Source organism: Pseudomonas sp. SA195, assembly GCF_054131565.1.
Window position 1 is genome coordinate 3114188 of the sequence record NZ_CP096392.1, and the last position, 22567, is coordinate 3136754.

The window sequence follows — 22567 nt, forward strand, 5'->3', positions numbered from 1 at the left end:
CACGACACCGCAGGTATGTCATCAGACAACATACTCAATTTACGGACCAATCAGCCGATGTGGTACTACAACTCCACTTTCCTGTCCGCTTGAGGAACAACAATGAAAAATCTCAAGGTCAGCTACAAGCTGGCACTCGGCTTCACAGCCGTGCTGCTCCTGACCGTCTTGGTAGCCGCCATTGGCGTGTTCAGCATGGATGCGCTGGTGTCACGCAGCAACAAGGCGGAAACCGCACAGCGTTTGCTCAACAACGCCAACCAGATCCGCTACGCCCAGGTGCGCTTCGAAGAGCGCGGCGACGCTCGCTACGTCAGCCAGGTCGCCGACGCGGTCAAGGACATCGTCACCACTGTCGACCGCAAGCAGGACGGCTTCGTTGAGGCCCAGAACCGCCAGTACTTGCAGTCCATTGCCGAACAGGCCCGCCGCTACCAGAGCGCCTTCGACAGGCTCGCTGCGCTGCGTGAACTCAAGTTACAAACCCGAGCCAACTGGGTCGACGCCGGCAACACCACCGACAAGCTGATCGCCGACCTGGAGCGCCGTTGGCACGGCGTACCCGGCAATCCGGTGCTGCATCCTACCGGAGACATCGCCGATATCGCCCTGCTCACCACCGCCCTGTCCAAGCAGAACCGCCTGTTGCGCTTCACCGTGCGCGGCTACTTGATGGAGGAATCCGAGCCGGCGCTGCAGGCGTTGAATGCCCAGTTCGACGCGCTCAACGCGGCCATCGCACCGCTGGAAGAACAGCTCATCGGGCCGCAAGCCGCGAGCTTGAAGATTCTAAAGGCCAGCGCCACCGAGTACGTCGAGCTGGTCAAGAAGCTGCCGCCGCTGGTAGCCGAGCAGCAACAGGCACGCCAGGAAATGGAGGCCATCTTCGCCACGCTCTATGAGCAGGCCCAGGGAATCATCGCCAGCCAGACCGAGAAACGCAGCGAGGAAGCGCACAGCAAGAAGCTGCAAGTCATGGGGGTAACCCTGCTCGCTATCCTCCTCGGCGTGCTGGTCAGCGTGCTGATCGTCCGGCAGATCGCCCAGCCGCTGAACCAGGCGGTGCAGATGGCCGAGCGCATCGGCGCCGGTGACATGACCGGCCAGGACGTGAACGAACGCCGCGATGAGTTCGGCCAGTTACTGCAGGCGCTAGGCAAGACCCGCGGCAACCTGCGAACGCTGATTGGGCGCATCGGCGCGATCACCACCCAGCTGGCTACGGCATCCGAGGAGTTGTCGGCGGTGACCGAACAGACCAGTGCCGGGGTCAACAGCCAGCGCCAGGAAACCGATCAGGTCGCTACCGCCATGCATCAGATGACCGCGACTGTGCAGGAAGTAGCACGCAGCGCGGAAGAAGCCTCGATCGCGGCGCAGCGCGCCGACACCCAGGCGGCTAAAGGCAACACCGTGGTCCAGCGCGCCCTGGCGCAAATCGATCGGTTGTCCAACGAGGTCACGCTGTCGGCTCAGGCCATGAGCCAGCTGAACCAGGAGACCGACAATATCAGCACGGTGCTGACCGTGATCAACGGGATCGCCGAGCAGACCAACCTGCTGGCCCTGAATGCCGCTATCGAAGCCGCACGCGCCGGCGACGCGGGACGCGGTTTCGCCGTGGTAGCCGATGAGGTACGCGGGCTGGCCCAGCGCACACAACAATCGACGGCACAGATCGAAGCCTTGATCGGCACACTGCAACAAGGCGCCCGTACCGCATCTGGAATGATGGACAGCAGCAGCGGCCTGGCTGTCGAGACTGTGGCGCTGGCACGCGATGTCGGCCAGGAATTGCAAGCGATCAGCGAGACGGTTTCTGTCATTCAGGCGATGAATCAGCAGATCCCTACCGCCGCCGAGCAGCAGAGCTCGGTGGCCGAGGAAATCAACCGCAGCGTCCTGAGCGTACGCGATGTCGCCGACCATTCCGCCGAAGCAGCGCGTGAAACCGCGGCGTCGACGGCGGAACTGGCACGGCTGGGTGGCGAGCTGCAAGCGATGATCGGCCGCTTCCGGGTCTGACCGCGAGGGCCATTGCGCGGGGCGCTGCGCCGCTGTTTTAGCCGTCACGCGCCCTGCTGAAGGTGTACAGCAGCAATGCTCCACCTGAGCCTCGGTGCGGGTGTTGCGCTGTCAGACCGACGCCCCGCCGAACGCTGTACGCAGGCGACCAACCAGCCAGCCACCGCCAACGTTGACCAGCAACCCGAGCATGACCAGCAGCGCGCCGACTGCCTGCAAAGGCCCGAGATGCTCGTCCAGCAGCAGCGCGGCGGAGGTCAGGCCGACCACAGGGACCAGCAACGAGAAAGGTGCCACCGTATTGGCCGGATAGCGCGACAGCAATCGGCTCCACAGGCCATAGCCCAAGATGGTCGCGCCAAACGCCAGATAGACCAGGACCAGAAGCGAATCCAGGCTGAAACCGCGCAGCGCCGCCTCGATTACCTGTGGCCCCTCCAGCCAAAAAGACAGCCCAAGGAACGGTAGCGGCGGGATCAGGCTGCCCCATACCACCAGGCCGACCAGGTTCACCTTGCCCACTCTGCGCGTGACGATGTTTCCCAGCGCCCACATGGACGCCGCACAGATCGTGAGCAGAAAGCCTGCCAGTGTCATGCCCAGCTCGCCCTGCGCGCCGATCAGCACCAGTCCGGAAGCGGCGATTACCAGCCCTACCAGGTTGGCCATGCGCAACCGCTCGCCGAGAAAGAGAACGGCGAAGAACAGTGTGAAAAAGGCTTGCGATTGCAGCACCAGCGACGCCAGCCCAGCCGGCATGCCGACCTTCATGGCTGAGAACAGGAAGGCGAATTGCCCGAGCGAGATGGTCGCGCCGTAGGCCAGCAACCAGCGCAGCGGCATCTGTGGCCGCTTGATGAAAAGGATGGCGGGAAAGGCCGCAAGCATGAAGCGCAGCGAGCCGAGCAGCATGGGCGGAATGTTATCCAGGCCAACCTTGATCACGACGAAGTTCATGCCCCAGACCAGAATCACGACCAGGGCCAGCAGCAAGTCCTTGGGCGACATCAGCAGTTCTCCAGGGCTGGGCACGCCATTAGAAACCTGTGACCTGCTGCCGAACACGTACAGCCGTCGGGCAATTCGGCCATACAGTCGCGCAGCCGACTGTCGCAGCGGCTATGGTCCCGTCTCGCGGGCCGTGCCTGTTGCCGTCGCACCAGATAGAATCCGCCGTCGCAGAACGGCCTTCTCCTCATAGCAGCGAAACGGGAACACGCATGGGCGCACAGTGGAAAGCGAAACACAAAGAAGCGGCAGCCAATGCCAAGGGGCGCACCTTTGGCAAGCTGTCGAAGGAAATCATGATCGCCGCCCGCAGCGGTGCCGATCCTGACATGAACCCCCGCCTGCGCCTGGTGGTCGAGCAGGCCAAGAAGGCCTCGATGCCGCGTGAAACGCTGGAGCGCGCTATCAAGAAAGGTGCCGGATTGCTGGGTGAGAGCGTCAACTACGAACGTACTACCTACGAGGGCTTCGCCCCGCATCAGGTCCCGGTGATCGTCGAGTGCCTGACGGACAACGTTAACCGTACCGTGGCTGAGATCCGCGTTCTATTCCGTAAGGGCCAACTCGGCGCGTCCGGCTCGGTTGCCTGGGATTTCGATCATTGCGGGCTCATCGAAGCGGCGCCGGCCACTGCCGACGCGGACCCTGAACTGGCCGCCATCGAGGCCGGCGCGCAGGATTTCGAAGCCGCCGATGAAGGCGCGACACTGTTCATCAGCGACCCCACCGACATGGACGTGGTCTGCCGTGCACTGCCCGATCAGGGTTTCGTTGTGCAGTCGGCCCATCTCGGTTACCGGCCAAAGAACCCCGTCAGCACGCTGACCGAGGCACAGCTTGAGGAAGTCGAAGCCTTTCTCGCTGCGATCGACGCCCATGACGATGTGCAGAACGTGTACGTCGGGCTGGCTGGCTGACCCTAGCCGTACCAAACTGCGCAAACAGCGATCCACGAGCAGGCCGACCGATGAGCACGAGCAAACCCAATACGCCCTATGCCCAGCGAGAACAGGGCTACCGCGAGAAAGCGCTGAAAATGTATCCGTGGGTTTGTGGGCGTTGCGCCCGTGAGTTTTCGGGCAAGCGCCTCAGCGAACTGACGGTCCATCACAAGGACCACAACCACGATAACAACCCCGAGGATGGGTCGAACTGGGAGTTGCTCTGCCTCTACTGCCACGACAACGAGCACTCGCGTTATACCGACAACCAGTACCAGGCCGAGGCCAGGCCGGGTAGCGACCTGGGCCCGAAGGAAACATTCAAAGCCTTCGCCAATCTCGGCGACCTGCTCAAGAAGGGCAAGCCGGACTGATCACCCGGCCTGCCTGGAGCGTCACTTGACCAGCAGCACCGGCACCGAGACTTCATGAATGACGCGGTTGGCGACCGATCCCAGCAGCATGCCGGCAAAACTGCCCAGGCCACGCGTGCCCATCACCACCGTGTCACAACCGAGGCGCTTGACGGCCTCGTTGACCTCTTCGGCCACATGGCCTATGGCGGTATGGGTCTGGTGGGCGATGCCCGCTGCAGCGAGCTGCATGCCGGCCTCGTCTAGTAACTCCCGCGATTTCTTCAACAGGCTGGCGTTGAGCTCCTCAACCATGGCGCTGGTGACATATTCGCCATAAATGACAGGCTCTGGCTGCGCATTGAAGAGCTGAACCTGGAGCGGCTTGGGCGCATCCCGGGCGAAATCGATGATGTATTGCAGCGCCCGCTTAGCGTTGTCCGAACCGTCGTAGGCCAACAGTATGTTACGCATGGTCGTTCTCCTGTCGGGTGTCTGCATTGAGGATAGCAAGCGCCCTTCAGGGTTGGCGGGATGCATGCACTTCCGTTGAACCAGCGCAACGTCCGCTACACCTTCAGCATTTCTCGAGAGCACAGCATGAGCATCTCCCAAACCCCTCCGTTCGGCTTCGCCGATACGTCCTTCCAGGCCGCCGGCGGCGAAGCCGGGTTGCAACGCCTGGTCGACGATTTCTACCGGATCATGGACCAGTCGAGCCTCGGGCAGCACGCTCGCCGGCTCTACCCAGCAGACCTCGAAGAGCCGCGTGCGCGTCTCACGGCGTTTCTATGCGGTTGGCTAGGTGGCCCCCGACGTTATGCCGAGCGCTACGGCAGCATCAACATTCCGCGCTTTCATACCCGCTGGCCGATCGGCGAAACCGAGCGCCAGGCATGGCTCGCCTGTATGGCCGAAGCGATCGCCCTTCAGGACTATTCACCGGCGTTCGCCGAGTACCTGCTCGCCCAAATGCGCGTACCCGCTGAACGCATCGTTCAGGCGGGTCGCCCAAGCTGCCCGCTCGCCACGCTGCAAGAACCCTCGCAGCCCTGACGCGTCATACCTCTTGGAAGGGCATTTGCCCGGCATGCTACCGAGGGGTCCCGATGAAAATCCGCTTTGCCTCTGTCAACCCACGGAAAATCCAGGAAGCCCGGGATTTCCTGGGGCAGAGCGGCATCGAGATCATCGACTACCCGGTTCGGGTGCTTGAAACCCAGACCGAAGACTTGCAGCAGCTGGTCAGCGACAAATTACTTACTGCGTTCAAGCTGATTGGCAAACCAGTGTTCGTCGAACACTCCGGGTTATTCATCAACAGCCTCAACGGCTTCCCTGGCGGCCTCACGCAAACCTTCTGGAACCGCCTTCACGCGGTGCGCTTCTCCGAGCTGATCGGCAATCTGGAAGATGCCTCTGCCGTCGCACGCACGCTCATCGGCTATTGCGACGGCCGCAAGCGGCACTTCTTCCGAGGCGAGGTTGCGGGGCGAATCGCACCGCAGCCGTCCAGCGACACCGGTTTCGAATGGGACAACGTGTTTATCCCGGACGGATACGACCGTACCTTCGCCGAGTTGGGCACCGGCCATAACGACCTGTCCATGCGCAAACGCGCGTTAGAAGCGCTGGCCAGGCACCTGCGTGGGCATTAGAGGAATTTTGATGCAACAGCTAGTCGAGGCCTATCAGCAGAACCGTCTGATTCTATTCGTCGGCTCCGGGGTGTCGGCCAATATTGGCCTGCCCCCCTGGCGCGACCTGATCGACGAGATCGCCCAGCAACTCGACTACGACCCTGATGTATTCGACACCTACGGCAATTTCCTTTCGCTCGCCGAGTACTACCGCATCAAGAAAGGCAACATTGGCCCGCTGCGTAGCTGGATGGACCGCGAATGGCACCGCAACATCGAGATTCGTGACTCGGAAATTCACCGCCTGATCGTCCAGGGCCGCTTCCCGGCGATCTACACGACCAACTATGACCGCTGGCTTGAAAACGCCCACGATGCCCACGGCGTCGGTTACATCAAGATCGCCAACGCCAGCGACCTGGTGAAAGCGCGCGACGGGGTGCGGCAGATCGTGAAGTTTCATGGCGACTTCGATGATGACGATTCCATCGTACTGGACGAAACCAGCTACTACGAACGTCTGCAGTTCGAAACACCGCTGGATATAAAACTGAGGGCGGACACGCTGAGCAAGGCGGTGCTCTTCATCGGCTATAGCTTGTCGGATACCAATATCCGGCTCTTGTTCTACAAACTATCGAAGATGTGGAACGAACATGAAACGCTTGGCGTCCGCCCAATATCCTATGTGTTCTCCCATAAGCCGAATCCGGTGCAGGAGGAGATACTCAGCCAATGGGGAATCCGCATGATTACATCGGAGGACGACGAACCTGGATTTGCACTCCGCAACTTTTTGAAGTTGCTCGTTGAGGGTTAAGCGCCACCGCTTAACAAGCGAAACGCAAGTGCGGCGTCACAAGACACCGCACTTCACACGCGATCAGAAGTTGTAACCCAGACCGACACTGTAGAAGAACGCGCCGTCATCGTAGCGATCACGCGCATCGCTTCCACTCTTGAACAGGAACTGATATTCAGCCATCGCGGTAATGAATGTCTTGTCCTGCACCCAATACTTCAACCCGACTTCAGGCCCACCCATGAAGGTCTCGTCGACCTCTTCACCATAGAGCCCGCCGAGGCTCACACCCACGAATGGACGAGTCTTCCCGCTGCCAAAGTGGTAGTCATAAAACACGCGGGTCGAGCCGTCGAATTGGACGCTCTCACCTTCCGAATCGCGTGCATTGACTGTCTGACGAATACCCCACATCGAGGACTCGTCCAAGTATTGACCCCAACTCCCCTGAACAGAGAAGACCGTATCATCGAAACTCTTGTCACTGCTTCCCGCGCCGCTGAGCGTAACTTCTCGATCACCGGCCTGCGGAGCGGCAAGTGCAACGGCGGGAACCATGGCTGCAACCAGGATGGACGTTTTGAATAGCCGATTCATGACAACACCTCTTGTTCTGCATTGGCTGGACACGCAATATCGCTCTCGCGACGCGCAATTAAGTGACCCAAGCCAATCACCACCGTTCACTTTAAATTAAGAATCGACTGCAACCGCTCGAAATATAAGCACTTTTATTTTCTATCCGCCTCGCTTGTATATACACCTAATTGCCTCACCACAATAACAAGCAAAACGAAACGCAACGGGTATTCACAGAAGACCCAACAAAAAAAAACCCGAACGATGTAATCGTCCGGGGCCAAATCAGGCTAGAAAAGATTCAGGTAGTTTGCCGCGAATGAACGCTCGTACTCTCCTCCAGCATTTCGTCGCCAGGATCGGAATCGAATTCACGACCCATTGCCATTCGCAACCATACGGGGATCAGCACCAGCCCCACTCCAATACATACCCAGCTGAGCACGGGGCTGGTGTCTGGCGCCGGAAACATCAGGCGCCCCACACCAACCAGCAGCGAGAACAAGGAGATTGCCGTCACCGCCACGGCGAACAACCGTGAGCCGAGTGCCTTGACCGACGCACTCGGCCCAACACCGTTGAGCATGGCGGCATGACCCCAGAACCCGAACGGGCGCACACGACGGTAGAAGCGCTTGAGCGTGGCGTCATCTGTGGCCGGCGTAATGAACGTCACCAGAATCGCGGCCGTTGTGGTGGTCAACGCCATGATGCCGAGGCGGATCCACTCCTGCTCGGGATCGGTTCCGAGGTAATACAGCAGCAACGGCGCGGTGATCAGGGACACGGCCATTGCCGTCAGCTCCGAGTAAAGATTGATGCGCTCCCACAACCAACGCAGCACCAGCACAGACCCCATGCCCGCGCCGAACAGGAGCGAAATGAACCACGCTGTCTGAATCGAACCCAGGTTGGCCATGATGATCATGGCGATGACCAGGATCAGCACATTCGACAGCCGGGCTACGACGACCAACTCGCGGTCACGCGGTTTGCGCTTGAGCACGTGTGGAGCGATCACGCCGCCGTACACGTCATTACTCCAGTAAGACGCCCCCCAGTTCAGATGGGTATCGACGGTCGAAGCCAGCGCCGCCAGTAGCCCGACCAACATCAGGCCACGGACGCCTGGCGGCAGCAGCTCCTCGATCCCTTGCACGAACAGGGCCTCGCGCGCCGCGGTGAACCCATCGCCGGACGCCTCGCCCGGCGTGAATGGAAAGAGCACCAGCAGCCCGACGGCAATGGCCAGCCAGAACAAGCTGCGGAGGAAGATCTGCAACCAGGAAAAGACCAGCCCGGCGATGCGCGCGTCACGGTCCGTCGGGCAGGCCATGCTGCGCTGTGCCAGATAACCCGTGCCGTCGGAATTCATCTGGAAGAACCATTGCAGCCCGACGATGACCAGAAAGGGCATCAGCGCTTCACCCGCATTGGCCGGCGGCGAGAACGACAGCATCTTGCTGGCCATGTCGCTACCGTAGAGCTCAACGATGCGGTCGGTCAGGCCACCGAGCCCGCCCGCGGCGTCGATCACGAACCAGGCGTAGAGCGCGGTACCGACCATCGCCAGACTGAACTGCACCACGTCGGTCTGGACCACGGCACGCAAGCCGCCGGTAATCGAATACATCGCGGTGAATAGCAGGATAAGCAGGATCGAGATCAGGTTGTTCGCCGTTAGCACCTCGGGCTCCAGCCCCGTAATGCTGTCACCTAGCTGCAATCCGATGCTTCCTACGAAGCTGACCACCGGCTCATAGAGTCCCGCTGGTAGCCATAAATGCCAGGGCAGGAATACCTCGGCGATGCGAATCGCCGCGACCAACACCATGGCAAGGACGACGCAGTTGATCACCGTGCCGTAGTAAATGGCCTTGAGTAGGCGCAACGGTGTCACGCCCTTACCGCTATAGCGCACGCGGGTTAACTCGGCATCCGTCAGTACGCCGGCTCGGCGCCAACCGACGGCAAAGACGAAGGCCATCAGCAGGAACGCAAGGCCGTAGATCCACAGGCGCCAGAGCGCGAAAATCCCGGCCGTGGCAACCAGCCCGGTCACCAGCAACGGCGTGTCCGCCGCGAACTGCGTGGCGCCCATGGAGAATCCCGCTCGCCAGCCCTTGATCGTCTTACCCGCGAGAAAATATTCATCGAGGCTTTGGGATGCCTTGCCACGCGCACGAAGCCCCGAGCCAAGGCCGTAGAGAATGAACGCCACCACAATCGCTAAATCCAACATCTTGTTATGTCCTTTGTTGGAGGGCTGTTCTGTTTGAGAACCTGAGCGCGGGTGAAAAATTCAGCGTCCTGATGAACGGAGCGGGATTGCTTCGAACACCCCAACCCAGGCCTCGCCATGACAGAATCAAGCGGCCAAAAACAAACCTGATCGCCCAGCCATGCTCCCTCCAGAACCTCGCCTGCTGGCCGCCGATTGCCGGCCCCTTCTGTACAAGTTCTACCGGTTGCATAACAGCCGGATGCGCGTGCCGGCAGGTGCAGAATGTTGGGCATTAGGCACGCCGATAGTCGCGGGGCTATGCCTGACTGCAACCGCGCATGGCTGGTGGCTGACGGGCCTGCTCGTCGACCCGGCCCAGCGCCATCAGGGACTGGCGAGGCGTGTCGTCACCGCCGCGCTGGCCAGCCGTTCGGGCCCAACGTGGTTGTTCTGCCATCCCACATTGACCAACTTTTACGGTCAGCTGGGCTTTGGTCAGGTCACGTCGTTGCCCCCTACCCTATCGATGAAATTCGAGCGCTACAGCCAGCACAAACCGCTGGTTGCGCTGAGTATTGAAGGTAATCACCGATGTCTATGAAGATCCTGACCATCGCAACGGCTTGCCTGGTCGATGAAACCGGCCGACTGCTGACGGTGCGCAAGCGCGGCACGCTGCATTTCATGCTGCCGGGCGGCAAGGCCGAGCCGGGTGAAACGCCACACGCGACGGTCCTGCGAGAAGTTGCCGAGGAGCTTGGGTTGATGCTTGAGGGCGAGCACCTTGAGCTTCTAGGGCTGTTCGAGGCACGCGCGGCGAACGAGCCCGACCACTGGGTCAGAGCCGATGTGTTCGTGGTACCTCTGACTCGGGCGATCCGAGAAGGCCAGATCCGCGCTCAGGCGGAAATCGAGGCGTTACAGTGGATCGATCCGCTCGCACCACCATACGGACCGCTTGCTCCCCTCTTGCGCGACCGTATATTGCCGGTGCTGAGAAAACGGCTCGCTGTCACAGCATTCTGATCGTCAGGGCGAGATGGGATCGCTTGCTGGAAACGTTTCTTCCAACGCTTCGTCGAGTTGCTCTTCGTCGGCCTCTTCCCGCGATCGTCCAGGGCGATCATCCTGATCTTCAGGCTTGTCGAGCTCGTTCGGGTCGGTGGCGGTCATGGTGCACTCCAGATGAGGGTTCCGAGTGCTTAGGCTAGTTTGAAGACGAGTCGTTCAAAGGCAGTTGAGCGCCGGGTAAAAAGCGACACGCAAAAAAAGGGGCGGGGGTTTAAACCCCCGCCCGCCTCCTTCCATGCTTCCTTTTATTTCCTGCTCATCGTCCTGATGAATCCGCGTCCTGCGGAGGTTCCTACCGACTTCCTTGCCGGCTGTGCTTGTCCCTGAGCACAGGCGCAATATTAAGGCATCCCTCGACAACGGCAACTGACGAAAATGCCTGATGGCACGGATGCCATTATTCTAAAAATTTAAAATTGTCTTTTAAATCAATAACTTGGAAATGTAAAAAAATGCTTCACGGCGTCTTCGCGCGATGCATCACAGGCTTTGCTTACAGCATCTGTAAGTAAAGGCTTACAAGCGGACTCGTTGAATCAGAAGCCGTGTTCGCTCGGCTTAATCAATATCGCAAGGCCGCCCGATAGGGCGGCCTTGCGAAGGGGCAGGTTTAACGCTGCAGGCGGACGGTGAGGGCTCGATCGACCTCAGCGGAACAACGACTCGCTGGACAAGCCGTTACGCTCGAGGATCTCCCGTAGACGCTTGAGCGCTTCGACCTGAATTTGCCGCACCCGCTCTCGGGTCAGACCGATCTCCTGCCCTACTTCCTCGAGCGTGCAGCTTTCATGGCCGCGCAGACCGAAGCGGCGGATGACGACTTCGCGCTGCTTCTCGGTAAGGTCAGACAGCCATTGGTCAATGCTCTCTGACAGATCGTCATCGAGCAGCAGTTCGCAGGGGTCGGAAGGTCGATCATCCGTGAGGGTATCGAGCAGAGTCTTGTCAGTGTCCGGGCCGAGCGACACATCGACCGAGGTTACCCGCTCATTGAGGCCCAGCATGCGCTTGACCTCCGCAACGGGCTTCTCAAGCAGGTTGGCAATCTCTTCGGGACTCGGTTCGTGGTCAAGCTTCTGCGTCAGCTCCCGCGCGGCGCGCAGGTAGACGTTGAGTTCCTTGACCACATGAATCGGCAGCCGGATGGTGCGGGTCTGATTCATGATCGCCCGCTCGATAGTCTGCCGGATCCACCAGGTCGCGTAGGTAGAGAAGCGGAAGCCTCGCTCAGGGTCGAATTTTTCGACGGCGCGGATGAGTCCAAGATTGCCCTCTTCCACCAAATCCAGCAGGGAGAGCCCTCGATTAACGTAGCGCCGCGCGATCTTCACAACCAGGCGCAGGTTGCTTTCGATCATCCGCTTGCGGCCCGCTGGGTCACCCTTCTGCGCAAGGCGTGCAAAATGCACCTCTTGCTCGGGCGTCAGCAGTGGGGAAAATCCAATTTCGTTCAGGTAGAGCTGGGTGGCGTCGAGCGCGCGAGTGTAGTCGATGAACTTGTGTTGCTTGACCGTTGCGGCCTTGGACGTTGCGGTCTTTGACTTGGTGCCAACCGAACCGACGCGGGAGATCTCGGTAACCGGATCTGTTTCTGCGGACGGTTCCATGAGTAGAACGGCATCGTCTACGTCAAACTCCGGCACTTCTTGTTTGAGAGCCATTATTGTTTTCCTGTTCTGAGTTCGACAACAGGCTTGGGCGGCACCCGATCCTTGGTATCGCTCAAGCCCCTCCTAGGGCCGGAACAGGACGTATCAAATCAACGCTTAGGAAGGTATTGCAACGGGTCTACCGGTTTGCCCTGGCGGCGAATCTCGAAATGCAGCTTCACCCGGTCGGTCCCGGTCGATCCCATCTCGGCAATGGTCTGCCCAGCCTTGACTTGTTGACCCTCCTGAACCAGCAGCCTGCGGTTGTGACCGTAGGCACTGACATAGGTATCGCTGTGCTTGATGATCACAAGTTCGCCGTAGCCCCGTAAACCACTGCCGGCGTACACAACAGCCCCATCAGAAGCAGCTAAAACAGGCTGTCCTAATTCCCCGGCGATATCAATGCCTTTATTCAAACTGCCGTTTGAGGAAAAACGCCCAATCAACGTGCCTTGCGCGGGCCACGCCCAGCCGCTCGCCGACCGCGTCACGGGCTGCACGGGCGTGCTCGCCATTGGCTTGCTGGGGGCGGGAACGGAGGGTTTGATCAGCGGTGGCTGACTGGGCACCGGAGTCGCGACAGGGGCCGCGGGTGCCTGGGGTTGCCGCGACGGCGCAGGAGCCGGACGAGCGGTCGCGGTGCGAGGCGCCTGGCCGCTGAATCGGATGGTCTGCCCTGGGTAGATCACGTGTGGAGGCTGGATGTTGTTGACCCGCGCGAGGTCACGCCAGTCCCAGCCAAAGCGGAACGCGATCGACCACAGGGTATCGCCACGCTTGACGAGGTATTGGCCGCTGGTCACGCGGTCGCGACTGTTGCGGTCAACCACGCTGACCCCACCTGACGGGGGGCTCGCGCAACCGGCTAGTAGCGAAGCGGCCAACAGCGTGACAAACGCAAGGCGAATGGCAGGCCTGTCTGCACAGCGCATGCGAGATACGAACTTCAATACCCGCTCCCTTTGATCGACGATCGGTTCAGACGCTTTCTGCCATAGGCTGGCGACGCCCGGCAAACCACTCGAGGCCCAGCACCAGCGCAATGCCGGCGATCGCCAAGGTGATTGCCAGGAGCAACTGCGGATCCTGCCCGGTCAGGTCGCCAAAGCCGGCGGGCGACAGGTTGCGCTCGAGCACGGCAACCCGCTCACCATGAGAATCGATGCGCCAGGTCAGTGTTTCCTTCCAAGGCCATACCTTGTTGAGCGACCCCAGCATGAGCCCCGTCAGGAAAGCCAAGGTCAGGTCGCGCCAGCGATCCAGCACGAAGCTGAGCAACCGGGCGAAGCTCAGCAGCCCGACGAGACAACCGGAGGCAAAGACCAGCATTACGCCGAGGTCCAGCGCTTTGACCGCCCCGAGCACCGCCGGGTAGAGGCCAAGCAGAACCAGAATGAAGCTCCCGGATATGCCCGGCAGAATCATCGCGCAAATCGCGATGGCACCTGCGAAGAACAGGCTCAGACTGCCCGTGCCCCACTGCATTGGCGAGGCGACAGTAATCCAGTAAGCGAAGGCAATACCCAACAACAGGCTGATCATTTGCACGAGCCCACGCTGGCGAACCTCTTTGCCGACCAGATGGACGGAAACCAGGATAAGCCCGAAGAAGAACGACCAAACCGGAATGGGATGGTGCTCGAGCAAGTAGCTGATGAGCTTGGCAAGGGTCAGGATGCTGGTGATGATCCCTGCGAAAAGCACGGCCAGGAAAGTGCCATTGGCGACACGCCAGGCTTCGGCGACACGCCCGCGCAGCAATGGCGCGAGGGCATTGGGCACCGAGCCGATCGAACGCAGCAGCTCATCATAGATGCCAGTAATGAATGCGACCGTTCCCCCGGAAACGCCCGGGACGACATCTGCCGCGCCCATGGCCATACCCTTGGCATATAACAACAACGTGTTTTTCATGCTTCCTTCCGCCGAGGTCAAACGACAGGTCCATTGAGTAGCGGCACGAAGCGAACGGTATCCAGTAGGTGACGGGAGAATCCGTCTTCTTCTCGAATGATCAGCATTAATTGCTGGACCTCGCCAACCCCGACCGGAATCACCAGTCGGCCGCCAGGAGCCAGTTGATCGAGCAACGCCTGTGGTACGTCGGCCGCGGCCGCAGTGACGATGATGCCGTTGTAGGGCGCCAACGCGGGCCACCCTTCCCAACCATCACCCCAGCGAAAGACCACATTACGCAGTTTCAGTTCGACCAGCCGCTCTTTTGCTCGGTCCTGCAGGGCCTGGATACGCTCGACTGAAAACACCCGTTCCACCAGTTGAGCCAGCACGGCGGTCTGGTAACCGGACCCGGTACCAATCTCAAGCACCTTGTCGAGCGGGCCATCGGCGAGCAACAGCTCGCTCATGCGCGCCACCATGAAGGGCTGGGAAATGGTCTGGTTATGCCCGATCGGAAGCGCCGTGTCCTCGTAGGCGCGGTGCGCCAGGGCTTCGTCGACGAACAGATGGCGTGGCGTACGTCGAATGACCTCGAGCACGCGCGGGTCGGACAGGCCCTCTTCATAGAGCCGCTGGATCAGCCGGTCGCGCGTACGCTGCGAGGTCATGCCCGTGCCGTGCCGCAAGAGATCTTCAGGTCCGCGGTGGTTCACAACACATCCTCCAGCCAATTGCCGAGGCCCTCGAAGGCTTCGTGGAAGGTTCGGTCGAGCTGCAACGGGGTAATGGATACGTAGCCCTGCATAACCGCATGGAAATCGGTACCCGGCCCGCCATCCTCGACATCGCCGGCCACGGAGATCCAGTAGCCATCCTTGCCGCGCGGATTAGCCTGTTTGGCGGGCGGCTTGGCACGGCGGCGGTGCCCAAGACGAGTCAGCTGGATACCGCGGATGTGATCGAGCGGCAGGTTGGGGACATTGACGCTGAGCACGGTGCGCGGTGGCAGGTCGAGCCTGCACTGCTGCTCAACTAACCGGCGAGCGATATACGCGGCGGTTGGCAGGTTGTCGGTTGCCCTTGATACCAGAGAGAAGGCGAAAGCCGGTTTGCCAGTGAAGCGGCCCTCAATGGCAGCCGCAACCGTGCCTGAATAGAGAACGTCGTCGCCGAGGTTGGCGCCCAGGTTAATCCCCGACACCACCATATCAGGCGCCTCGTCGAGCAAGCCGTTGATGCCGAGATGGACGCAATCGGTGGGCGTACCGTTCACCCCGATGAATCCATTGGGCATGGTCACAGGGTGAAGCGGGCGATCCAGCGTCAGCGCACTGCTGGCGCCGCTCATGTCCTGGATAGGGGCGACTACTTTGCACTCGGCAAAATCCGCCAGCGCGTCGTAAAGCGCGGCGAGCCCGGGTGCATACACCCCGTCGTCGTTGGCGATCAGAATACGCATCAGATGTCCGTCTGCCCTGCCAGGCTGACCAGTTCACGCACCACGGCCGTGGCGAAGCATCCGGTCGGCAGGACGAATTCAAGTTGCAGAATGTCAGGCCCGGGATAATGCCATGACAAGCCGCCAATGGGGAGGCGAAGAATGCGCCGTTCGTGCTTCATTCCGGCTTCTGCGAGCCACTTGGCGATTGACGGCTCGGAGGCTGCGATAGCCGCTTCCAGGACTTGTATTTCGCCGCTTGCAGGCGACGGCTCGACACCCCAAAGCGGGCCGGTGGGGTGCAGATCGAGCACCTGCAAACGAGGGTCATGGCATTCGGCCTCGCCGGCCGGGAAGAAGCTGCGGCTATCGGTAAATGCCAGCAAGTCGCCTACGCAGGCCCGCCCCCACGTGCCATCGGCCACCCGCTTGGCGAGCACACGATTGAACAGGTAGCTGCGCCCTGCTGACAGCAGGCGCGACCGAAGATTGCGCTGCACCGGCAGCTCCTGACGCTCGGCAAACGAGCGCGCCGCCTCGACGTTGCCGCCGTCGAAGCCAAATCGTTGCAGGCCGAAATAATTGGGCACGCCGTGCTGCTTTATATGATTCAGGCGCTGCTCGAGCAGGTCACGATCGGCCTGCAGTTCGGTCAGGCGCAGGGTGAAGCCATTCGCCGAATGCGCGCCACGTTGCAGCTTGCGCTGATGACGCGTGACACGGAGGACCTTAAGGGTATCGTCCTCGACCCTCTCCAATGACGGATCGGCCTTGCCCGGCAGGTGCAGGCTGAACCACTGGCGGGTCAACGCCTGGCGATCCTTCAGGCCGGCATAGCTGACGTTGCGCAGCGGCACGCCTGCCGCCCGGGCAAGCCGACGGGCCGCCTCTTCGGTGTTCAGGTTGCGCTTCTCTATCCACAGCCAGAGATGCTCGCCAGCACCGGACATTGGGATATCGAGTACCTCGTCGACCTGAAAATCCTCGGCGACGGCCTTGAGCACTGCGCTGCCGCAAGGTCCGCCATGCGCACGGGGGCCGAGCAACTGATCTTCAGTCATGCGCCGACCAGCAGCGCGACGGCATGCACGGCGATGCCTTCTTCGCGCCCGGTGAAACCGAGCTTTTCAGTGGTGGTTGCCTTGACATTGACCTGATCGAGTTCGACCTGCAGGTCCTCGGCGATGAGGCGCCGCATCTGCTCGATGTGAGGCGCCATCTTCGGTGCCTGCGCGACGATGGTGGCGTCGACGTTACCGACCTGCCAACCCTTGGCCTTCACCTGCGCGAGAACATGGCGAAGCAATGCGCGGCTGTCGGCGCCCTTGTAGGCCGGATCGGTATCGGGAAAGTGCTTGCCGATGTCGCCGAGCGCGGCTGCGCCGAGCAGCGCATCACTCAGGGCATGCAGCAGGACGTCGCCATCCGAGTGCGCCAGCAGACCGCAGCGGTGTGGAATCCGCACGCCGCCAAGCGTGATGAAATCGCCTTCACCGAAGCGGTGGACGTCATAGCCGTGACCGATACGCATAGCCGAGTTACCTGCAGAGGATCAGCCGGCGATTCTACAGGACCGGGCCAGCCATTGAACCCGCCGCCGTCCGTGCCGGATCGACAGTGCCGATAACCATCATCAACCGAATCGATTCGGCATCGCCGTGAGGCGATATATATTTCGGCCCATCGCGATATACCGAACCGGATCAGCGCCATGCCCGACGATTTCGATGACATTCTCAAGGCCATTGCCCACCCGCTTCGGCGGGACATCCTGCACTGGCTGAAGGAGCCGGAGCGGTATTTTCAGGACCAGCACCACTCGCTGGAGAACGGCGTCTGCGCCGGCCAGATCGACCAGCGTGCCGGGCTATCCCAGTCCACCGTATCGGCGCATCTGGCAACCCTGCAGAGAGCCGGTCTGGTGACCAACCGCAAAGTGGGCCAGTGGCACTTCTTCAAGCGCAACGAGCCGGCCATCGAGGCCTTTCTAGCGCGCCTTACCGATCAACTCTGAGCCTTAATCCGAACCAAGCAAGAGGAGCAGCATCGTCATGCCAACACTTTTCGACCCGATCAAGATCGGCGACCTGGAACTGGCCAACCGCATCATCATGGCCCCGCTGACCCGCTGCCGCGCCGAACCCGGCCGCGTACCTGGCGACCTGATCGCCGAGTACTACGCACAGCGCGCAGGCGCCGGCCTGATCATCAGCGAAGCCACCTCGGTCACGCCAATGGGCGTCGGCTATCCGGACACGCCCGGTATCTGGTCTGCCGAGCAGGTTCAAGGTTGGAAGAAGGTCACCGACGCAGTGCACGCGAAGGGCGGCAAGATCGTGCTGCAGCTCTGGCATGTCGGGCGGATCTCCGATCCCATCTACCTGGACGGCCAGTTGCCGGTCGCACCGAGTGCGCTCAAGCCAGCCGGCCATGTCAGCCTGGTGCGCCCGATGAAAGAGTACGAGACCCCACGCGCGCTCGAGACCGCCGAGATCGCCGAGATCGTCGAGGCCTACCGCAAGGGCGCGGAGAACGCGAAGGAAGCCGGGTTCGACGGCGTCGAGATCCACGGTGCCAACGGCTACCTGCTCGACCAATTTCTGCAGGACAGCACCAACCAGCGCACCGATCAGTACGGCGGATCCATTGAGAATCGCGCGCGCCTGCTGCTGGAAGTCGCTGATGCCGCGATTGATGTCTGGGGCGCCGGGCGTGTTGGCGTGCATCTGGCGCCGCGTGCCGATGCGCATGACATGGGTGACTCGAACCGCGCCGAAACCTTCGGACATGTTGCCCGCGAGCTAGGCACGCGGGGTGTAGCCTTTATCTGCACCCGCGAGAAAGCCGGAGAGGACAGCCTCGGCCCGCAATTGAAAGCGATCTTCGGTGGCGTCTACATCGCCAACGAGCGCTTCACGAAAGAACAGGCCAACGCCTGGTTGGCGGAGGGCAACGCCGACGCCGTGGCCTTCGGCATCCCCTACATCGCCAACCCGGACCTGGCCGAACGCCTGCGCCAGGACGCCCCGCTCAACGAACCCCGCCCCGAGCTGTTCTATGCCCAGGGTGCGGAAGGCTATACCGATTACCCGTCGCTCTAGCTCCTTGCGATGGGAAGCCCGGCCGGGAAACCGACCGGGCTTTTTTCTGCCTGATCGATTTCCAGACCTTGCTGGCGCCCAGAAGTCAGCTGCAGCAGCGCGGCATCGCACCTTGCTGCAAACGTGGCTTCGCGCGCGAGCTCGCTCCTGTGAAAGCAAAGGCACTGACGATGCGGCCTGTAGCTTCTGCAGGCGCGAGCTTGCTTGCAAGCTAGCCGTCAGTTTCGGCTGAGCACTCGGGTAGCAGCGCCCGTCAACCCTTCAATGCCTTCGCATGGTGGCGCAGGTGGTCGTCAATAAAGCTGGCTATGAAGTAGTAGCTATGGTCGTACCCGGGCTGGATGCGCAGCGTCAGCGGATGGTCCGCCGCCTTCGCAGCCGCCTCAAGTGCGTCGGGCTTCAGCTGGTTCGCCATAAAATCGTCGCGGTCGCCCTGATCCACGATGATCGGCAACCGCTCTTCGGCCTTGCCGATCAGCGCACAGGCGTCCCACTCGCGCCACTGTGAGCGGTCGCTGCCCAGATAACCGGTAAACGCCTTCTCGCCCCAGGGGCAATCGGCCGGATTGGCGATCGGCGCGAAGGCCGACACTGATTGATAGCGCCCCGGGTTTTTCAGTGCACAAACCAATGCACCGTGCCCGCCCATGGAATGGCCGCTGATGCCACGCCGCTCCGATACCGGGAAGTTCGCCTCGACCAGCGCGGGCAACTCTTCGGTCACGTAGTCGTACATGCGGTAGTGGCGAGCCCAGGGTTCCTGGGTGGCGTTGACGTAGAAACCTGCGCCGAGGCCGAAGTCATAGGCGGCATTCGGATCATCCGGCACACCCTCCCCGCGCGGACTGGTGTCCGGCGCGACGATGATCAGCCCCAGTTCGGCGGCCAGGCGCTGCGCGCCAGCCTTTTGCATGAAATTCTCGTCGGTGCACGTCAACCCCGACAGCCAATAGAGCACCGGTAGCTTTTCGTCCTGCTCGGCCTGCGGCGGCAGGTAGACGGCGAACACCATGTCGCAGTTCAAGGTGGACGAGCGGTGCCGGTAGCGCTTGTGCCAGCCGCCGAAGCTCTTCTGGCAGGAAATGTTTTCCATGATGCCTCCTATAGTCGACAGGCGCGCTGGAGGCCGAACGAAAGGCGACTCGCCCGCCCCCCAGCGCAGAGTGACTTTAGAAATGAATGACGGTCCGGATGCTCTTGCCTTCGTGCATCAGGTCGAAGGCGGAATTGATCTCCTCCAGCCCCATGTTGTGGGTGATGAAGGTGTCCAGCGGAATCTCACCGTTCTGCGCTTTTTCCACGTAGTTCGGCAGCTCGGTACGACCCTTGACGCCACCAAAGGCGCTGCCGCGCCAAACGCGACCGGTCACCAGTTGGAACGGCCGGGTGCTGATCTCCTGCCCCGCACCCGCAACGCCGATGATCACCGACTCGCCCCACCCCTTGTGCGCGCACTCCAGCGCAGCGCGCATCAGCTGTACGTTACCGACACACTCGAAGGAATAGTCCACGCCGCCATCGGTCATTTCGACGACTACTTCCTGGATCGGCTTGGCGTGGTCCTTAGGATTGACGAAGTCCGTCGCGCCCAGCGCCTCGGCGATGGGGAACTTGGCCGGGTTGATGTCAATGGCGATGATGCGGCTCGCCTTGGCCATCTTGGCGCCAATGATCGCCGCCAGGCCGATACCGCCCAAGCCAAAGATCGCGACGGTCGCCCCCTCTTCTACTTTGGCGGTGTTGATTACCGCCCCGATGCCGGTAGTCACGCCACACCCCAGCAGGCACACCTTGTCCAGCGGCGCGTCCTTGGGAATCTTCGCGACCGACACTTCTGGCAGTACCGTGTACTCGGAAAAAGTGGAGGTGCCCATATAGTGGTAGATCGGCTCGCCGTTGTAGCTGAAGCGGGTCGTGCCGTCCGGCATCAAGCCCTTGCCCTGTGTCGCCCGCACGGAGCTGCACAGATTGGTCTTGCCGGACTTGCAGAATTTGCATTGGCGGCATTCGGCCGTATACAGCGGGATGACGTGATCACCAACCGCTACGGACGTCACGCCCTCTCCTACCGCCTCGACGATGCCACCGCCCTCATGCCCAAGGATGCAGGGAAACACCCCTTCCGAATCCTCACCGGACAGCGTGTAGGCATCGGTATGGCAAACACCGGTGGCGACGATGCGCACCAGCACTTCACCAGCTTTCGGCGGTTCGACGTCTACTTCTACGATCTTCAGGGGCTCGTTCGGCGCAAAAGCGACCGCGGCGCGGGACTTGATGGTCATGGAGTTCACTCTCACCTCTTGGAAGATGAACATAGTGTAGTTTTCTCGACGCTCCGGGTTAATCGGCTCGATGTGGAAACATTGTTGCCACACAGGGATAATTGACGTTCCTTTACGCGTGGAGCGAAGCAGTGAATCGCTGGGAAGGTCTCGACGAATTCGTAGCGGTGGCCGAACACGCCAGTTTCCTGCGCGCGGCCGAGCACCTGCGCGTGTCTTCGTCGCATGTCAGCCGGCAGGTTGCGCGGCTCGAAGAACGGCTGCAGGCGCGCCTGCTCAACCGAACCACACGCCGCGTCTCGCTGACCGAAGCCGGGCACACCTTCCTTGCGCGCTGCCAGCGCCTGATCGAAGAGCGTGATGAAGCCTTTCACGCCATCAGTGACCTGCATGCCGCGCCGACCGGCTTGCTCCGCATGACGGCCGCCGTCGCCTATGGCGAGCGCTTCATCGTGCCGCTGGTGAATGCCTTCATGGCGCAACACCCCCAGTTGCGGGTGGAGATCGAACTCTCCAACCGGACCCTGGACCTGGTGCAGGAAGGGTATGACCTGGCCATACGCCTCGGTCGGCTGAGCGAGTCTCGTCTGGTGGCCACCCGCATCGCGCCTCGAGCGATGTACCTCTGCGCCGCGCCGGCTTATTTGGAACGTTATGGACGCCCTCACACACCGTCGGAACTGGCCCGACACAACTGCCTGATCGGCACGAGCGACACCTGGATGCTGCAGATCGATGGGCGTGAGCAGCCCTTCAAACCCACTGGAAACTGGCGCTGCAACAGCGGCCAGGCGGTATTGGATGCAGCGCTCAGAGGTTTTGGCTTGTGCCAGCTGCCGGACTATTACGTCCAGGAGCCATTGCGTCGTGGTGAGTTGATCTCCCTGCTCGAAGCCAACCAGCCACCCAACACAGCCGTCTGGGCAGTCTATCCCCAGCGGCGCTATCCGCTGCCCAAGGTGCGCCTGCTGATCCAGGCGCTGCGAGACGGGCTATACATGCGTCCGGAATACCGCACAGACGCGAACGATTCGTGACCCGCACCGCGCGTCTGACTCGCCTGCCAGGGCGGAACCCGCCTCACCCGCCCACGTCGAAAATTCTGTAGCCGACGCTCTGCGTACGCCGGAGCGACCCGGCGATTCAATCAGGAGGACAACATGCAGATTCTGGTGAACAGCAATCACAGCGTCGACGTGACCAGCCAACTCGAAGAACACGTGAGAGCGACGGTCGAGAGCGAACTGGAGCGTTTCGATGATCAGCTGACCCGAGTCGAAGTTCATCTCAACGACGAGAACAGCGGCAAGAGCGGGCCGCAGGACAAGCGCTGCCAGATGGAGGCGAGAGTGAAAGGTCACGAGCCGATCTCGACGAGCCATAAGGCCGACTCCCTGATGCTCGCGATTGACGGCGCCGCCGAAAAACTTGCCCACGCGCTCGCTCATGCACTCGACAAGCGCCAGAACCATCACTGAAGACCGAGAGGCCCTGCCGCAGCAGGCCAAACCCACGAGGGACCGAACCACCGATAACGAGAGAGGCCGTT

Annotated in this window: 26 protein-coding genes; 12 read left to right on the top strand and 14 right to left on the bottom strand. The window is 61.2% G+C overall.

Going from position 1 to position 22567, the window contains the following annotated elements; translation table 11 throughout:
* Positions 1-102: 102 nt before the first annotated feature.
* Positions 103-2025, top strand: a complete 1923-nt coding sequence (locus M1D78_RS14445; protein ID WP_437420683.1) for a methyl-accepting chemotaxis protein — start codon at positions 103-105, stop codon at positions 2023-2025.
* Positions 2026-2136: 111 nt separating this feature from the next.
* Here M1D78_RS14445 and M1D78_RS14450 read toward each other — a convergent pair whose 3' ends face one another.
* Positions 2137-3033 (bottom strand): EamA family transporter, encoded by an 897-nt coding sequence (locus M1D78_RS14450; RefSeq protein ID WP_437420684.1) that lies wholly within the window; start codon positions 3031-3033, stop codon positions 2137-2139.
* A gap of 212 nt (positions 3034-3245) precedes the next feature.
* Here M1D78_RS14450 and M1D78_RS14455 point away from each other — a divergent pair, with 212 nt between their 5' ends.
* Both M1D78_RS14455 and M1D78_RS14460 read left to right on the top strand, forming a co-directional pair.
* Positions 3246-3950, top strand: coding sequence for a YebC/PmpR family DNA-binding transcriptional regulator (locus tag M1D78_RS14455; protein ID WP_437420685.1), 705 nt, complete (start codon positions 3246-3248; stop codon positions 3948-3950).
* Between the two features lie 50 nt (positions 3951-4000).
* The gene (locus M1D78_RS14460) at positions 4001-4348 is read left to right on the top strand and encodes a YajD family HNH nuclease (RefSeq protein ID WP_437420686.1); all 348 of its coding nucleotides are present in this window, start codon (positions 4001-4003) and stop codon (positions 4346-4348) included.
* Positions 4349-4369: 21 nt separating this feature from the next.
* Here M1D78_RS14460 and M1D78_RS14465 read toward each other — a convergent pair whose 3' ends face one another.
* Entirely contained in the window at positions 4370-4801 is a 432-nt protein-coding gene (locus M1D78_RS14465) for a universal stress protein (RefSeq protein ID WP_437420687.1), read from the bottom strand.
* A gap of 126 nt (positions 4802-4927) precedes the next feature.
* On the opposite strand from M1D78_RS14465, the gene M1D78_RS14470 reads away from it, so the two are divergent.
* The 3 genes from M1D78_RS14470 to M1D78_RS14480 are packed head-to-tail and all read left to right on the top strand — an operon-like array spanning position 4928 to position 6787.
* A complete protein-coding gene (locus M1D78_RS14470) occupies positions 4928-5383 on the top strand; it encodes a group II truncated hemoglobin (RefSeq protein ID WP_437420688.1) in 456 nt (151 codons plus the stop codon).
* Between the two features lie 53 nt (positions 5384-5436).
* Entirely contained in the window at positions 5437-5985 is a 549-nt protein-coding gene (locus tag M1D78_RS14475; protein WP_437420689.1) for a non-canonical purine NTP pyrophosphatase, read from the top strand.
* A gap of 10 nt (positions 5986-5995) precedes the next feature.
* Entirely contained in the window at positions 5996-6787 is a 792-nt protein-coding gene (locus tag M1D78_RS14480) for an SIR2 family protein (protein WP_437420690.1), read from the top strand.
* A 63-nt stretch (positions 6788-6850) separates the two neighbouring features.
* Here M1D78_RS14480 and M1D78_RS14485 read toward each other — a convergent pair whose 3' ends face one another.
* Together M1D78_RS14485 and M1D78_RS14490 are read right to left on the bottom strand one after the other, a co-directional pair.
* Entirely contained in the window at positions 6851-7366 is a 516-nt protein-coding gene (locus tag M1D78_RS14485; protein ID WP_437420691.1) for a hypothetical protein, read from the bottom strand.
* A gap of 283 nt (positions 7367-7649) precedes the next feature.
* On the bottom strand, positions 7650-9590 hold the full coding sequence (locus tag M1D78_RS14490; protein ID WP_437420692.1) for a sodium:solute symporter family protein: 1941 nt from the start codon (positions 9588-9590) through the stop codon (positions 7650-7652).
* Positions 9591-9750: 160 nt separating this feature from the next.
* Here M1D78_RS14490 and M1D78_RS14495 point away from each other — a divergent pair, with 160 nt between their 5' ends.
* The gene (locus M1D78_RS14495; RefSeq protein ID WP_437420693.1) at positions 9751-10173 is read left to right on the top strand and encodes a GNAT family N-acetyltransferase; all 423 of its coding nucleotides are present in this window, start codon (positions 9751-9753) and stop codon (positions 10171-10173) included.
* A complete protein-coding gene (locus M1D78_RS14500) occupies positions 10170-10598 on the top strand; it encodes an NUDIX hydrolase (RefSeq protein WP_437420694.1) in 429 nt (142 codons plus the stop codon). Before M1D78_RS14495 ends, M1D78_RS14500 begins: the two co-directional genes overlap by 4 nt.
* 3 nt (positions 10599-10601) lie before the next feature.
* Here the strand turns inward: M1D78_RS14500 and M1D78_RS14505 are convergent, their stop codons facing one another.
* From M1D78_RS14505 to ispF, 8 genes are all read right to left on the bottom strand, one after another.
* Positions 10602-10745, bottom strand: a complete 144-nt coding sequence (locus M1D78_RS14505; protein WP_437420695.1) for a hypothetical protein — start codon at positions 10743-10745, stop codon at positions 10602-10604.
* Positions 10746-11290: 545 nt separating this feature from the next.
* On the bottom strand, positions 11291-12304 hold the full coding sequence (rpoS, locus tag M1D78_RS14510) for an RNA polymerase sigma factor RpoS (protein ID WP_437420696.1): 1014 nt from the start codon (positions 12302-12304) through the stop codon (positions 11291-11293).
* Positions 12305-12402: 98 nt separating this feature from the next.
* The gene (locus M1D78_RS14515) at positions 12403-13227 is read right to left on the bottom strand and encodes a peptidoglycan DD-metalloendopeptidase family protein (protein ID WP_437421326.1); all 825 of its coding nucleotides are present in this window, start codon (positions 13225-13227) and stop codon (positions 12403-12405) included.
* Positions 13228-13273: 46 nt separating this feature from the next.
* On the bottom strand, positions 13274-14209 hold the full coding sequence (locus M1D78_RS14520) for a polyprenyl-phosphate transporter (protein ID WP_437420697.1): 936 nt from the start codon (positions 14207-14209) through the stop codon (positions 13274-13276).
* 17 nt (positions 14210-14226) lie between these two features.
* Entirely contained in the window at positions 14227-14862 is a 636-nt protein-coding gene (locus M1D78_RS14525; protein WP_158190168.1) for a protein-L-isoaspartate(D-aspartate) O-methyltransferase, read from the bottom strand.
* A gap of 41 nt (positions 14863-14903) precedes the next feature.
* Positions 14904-15653: a 5'/3'-nucleotidase SurE gene (gene surE, locus M1D78_RS14530; RefSeq protein ID WP_437420698.1), complete on the bottom strand. Its 750-nt coding sequence runs from the start codon at positions 15651-15653 to the stop codon at positions 14904-14906.
* The gene (truD, locus tag M1D78_RS14535; protein WP_437420699.1) at positions 15653-16693 is read right to left on the bottom strand and encodes a tRNA pseudouridine(13) synthase TruD; all 1041 of its coding nucleotides are present in this window, start codon (positions 16691-16693) and stop codon (positions 15653-15655) included. The genes surE and truD overlap by 1 nt, the downstream gene beginning before the upstream one ends.
* The gene (ispF, locus tag M1D78_RS14540) at positions 16690-17163 is read right to left on the bottom strand and encodes a 2-C-methyl-D-erythritol 2,4-cyclodiphosphate synthase (protein WP_437420700.1); all 474 of its coding nucleotides are present in this window, start codon (positions 17161-17163) and stop codon (positions 16690-16692) included. Before ispF ends, truD begins: the two co-directional genes overlap by 4 nt.
* Positions 17164-17343: 180 nt before the next feature.
* On the opposite strand from ispF, the gene M1D78_RS14545 reads away from it, so the two are divergent.
* Together M1D78_RS14545 and M1D78_RS14550 are read left to right on the top strand one after the other, a co-directional pair.
* A complete protein-coding gene (locus M1D78_RS14545) occupies positions 17344-17646 on the top strand; it encodes an ArsR/SmtB family transcription factor (protein ID WP_437420701.1) in 303 nt (100 codons plus the stop codon).
* 37 nt (positions 17647-17683) lie between these two features.
* Entirely contained in the window at positions 17684-18733 is a 1050-nt protein-coding gene (locus M1D78_RS14550; protein ID WP_437420702.1) for an alkene reductase, read from the top strand.
* A 253-nt stretch (positions 18734-18986) separates the two neighbouring features.
* On the opposite strand, the gene fghA is transcribed toward M1D78_RS14550, so the two are convergent.
* Both fghA and M1D78_RS14560 read right to left on the bottom strand, forming a co-directional pair.
* The gene (gene fghA / locus M1D78_RS14555) at positions 18987-19826 is read right to left on the bottom strand and encodes an S-formylglutathione hydrolase (protein ID WP_437420703.1); all 840 of its coding nucleotides are present in this window, start codon (positions 19824-19826) and stop codon (positions 18987-18989) included.
* A 76-nt stretch (positions 19827-19902) separates the two neighbouring features.
* Entirely contained in the window at positions 19903-21018 is a 1116-nt protein-coding gene (locus tag M1D78_RS14560; protein WP_437420704.1) for an S-(hydroxymethyl)glutathione dehydrogenase/class III alcohol dehydrogenase, read from the bottom strand.
* Positions 21019-21149: 131 nt separating this feature from the next.
* Between M1D78_RS14560 and M1D78_RS14565 the strand changes: the two genes are divergently transcribed.
* Positions 21150-22055 (top strand): LysR substrate-binding domain-containing protein, encoded by a 906-nt coding sequence (locus M1D78_RS14565; protein WP_437420705.1) that lies wholly within the window; start codon positions 21150-21152, stop codon positions 22053-22055.
* A gap of 123 nt (positions 22056-22178) precedes the next feature.
* On the top strand, positions 22179-22496 hold the full coding sequence (hpf, locus tag M1D78_RS14570; protein WP_437420706.1) for a ribosome hibernation-promoting factor, HPF/YfiA family: 318 nt from the start codon (positions 22179-22181) through the stop codon (positions 22494-22496).
* The last annotated feature ends 71 nt before the right edge of the window (positions 22497-22567 follow it).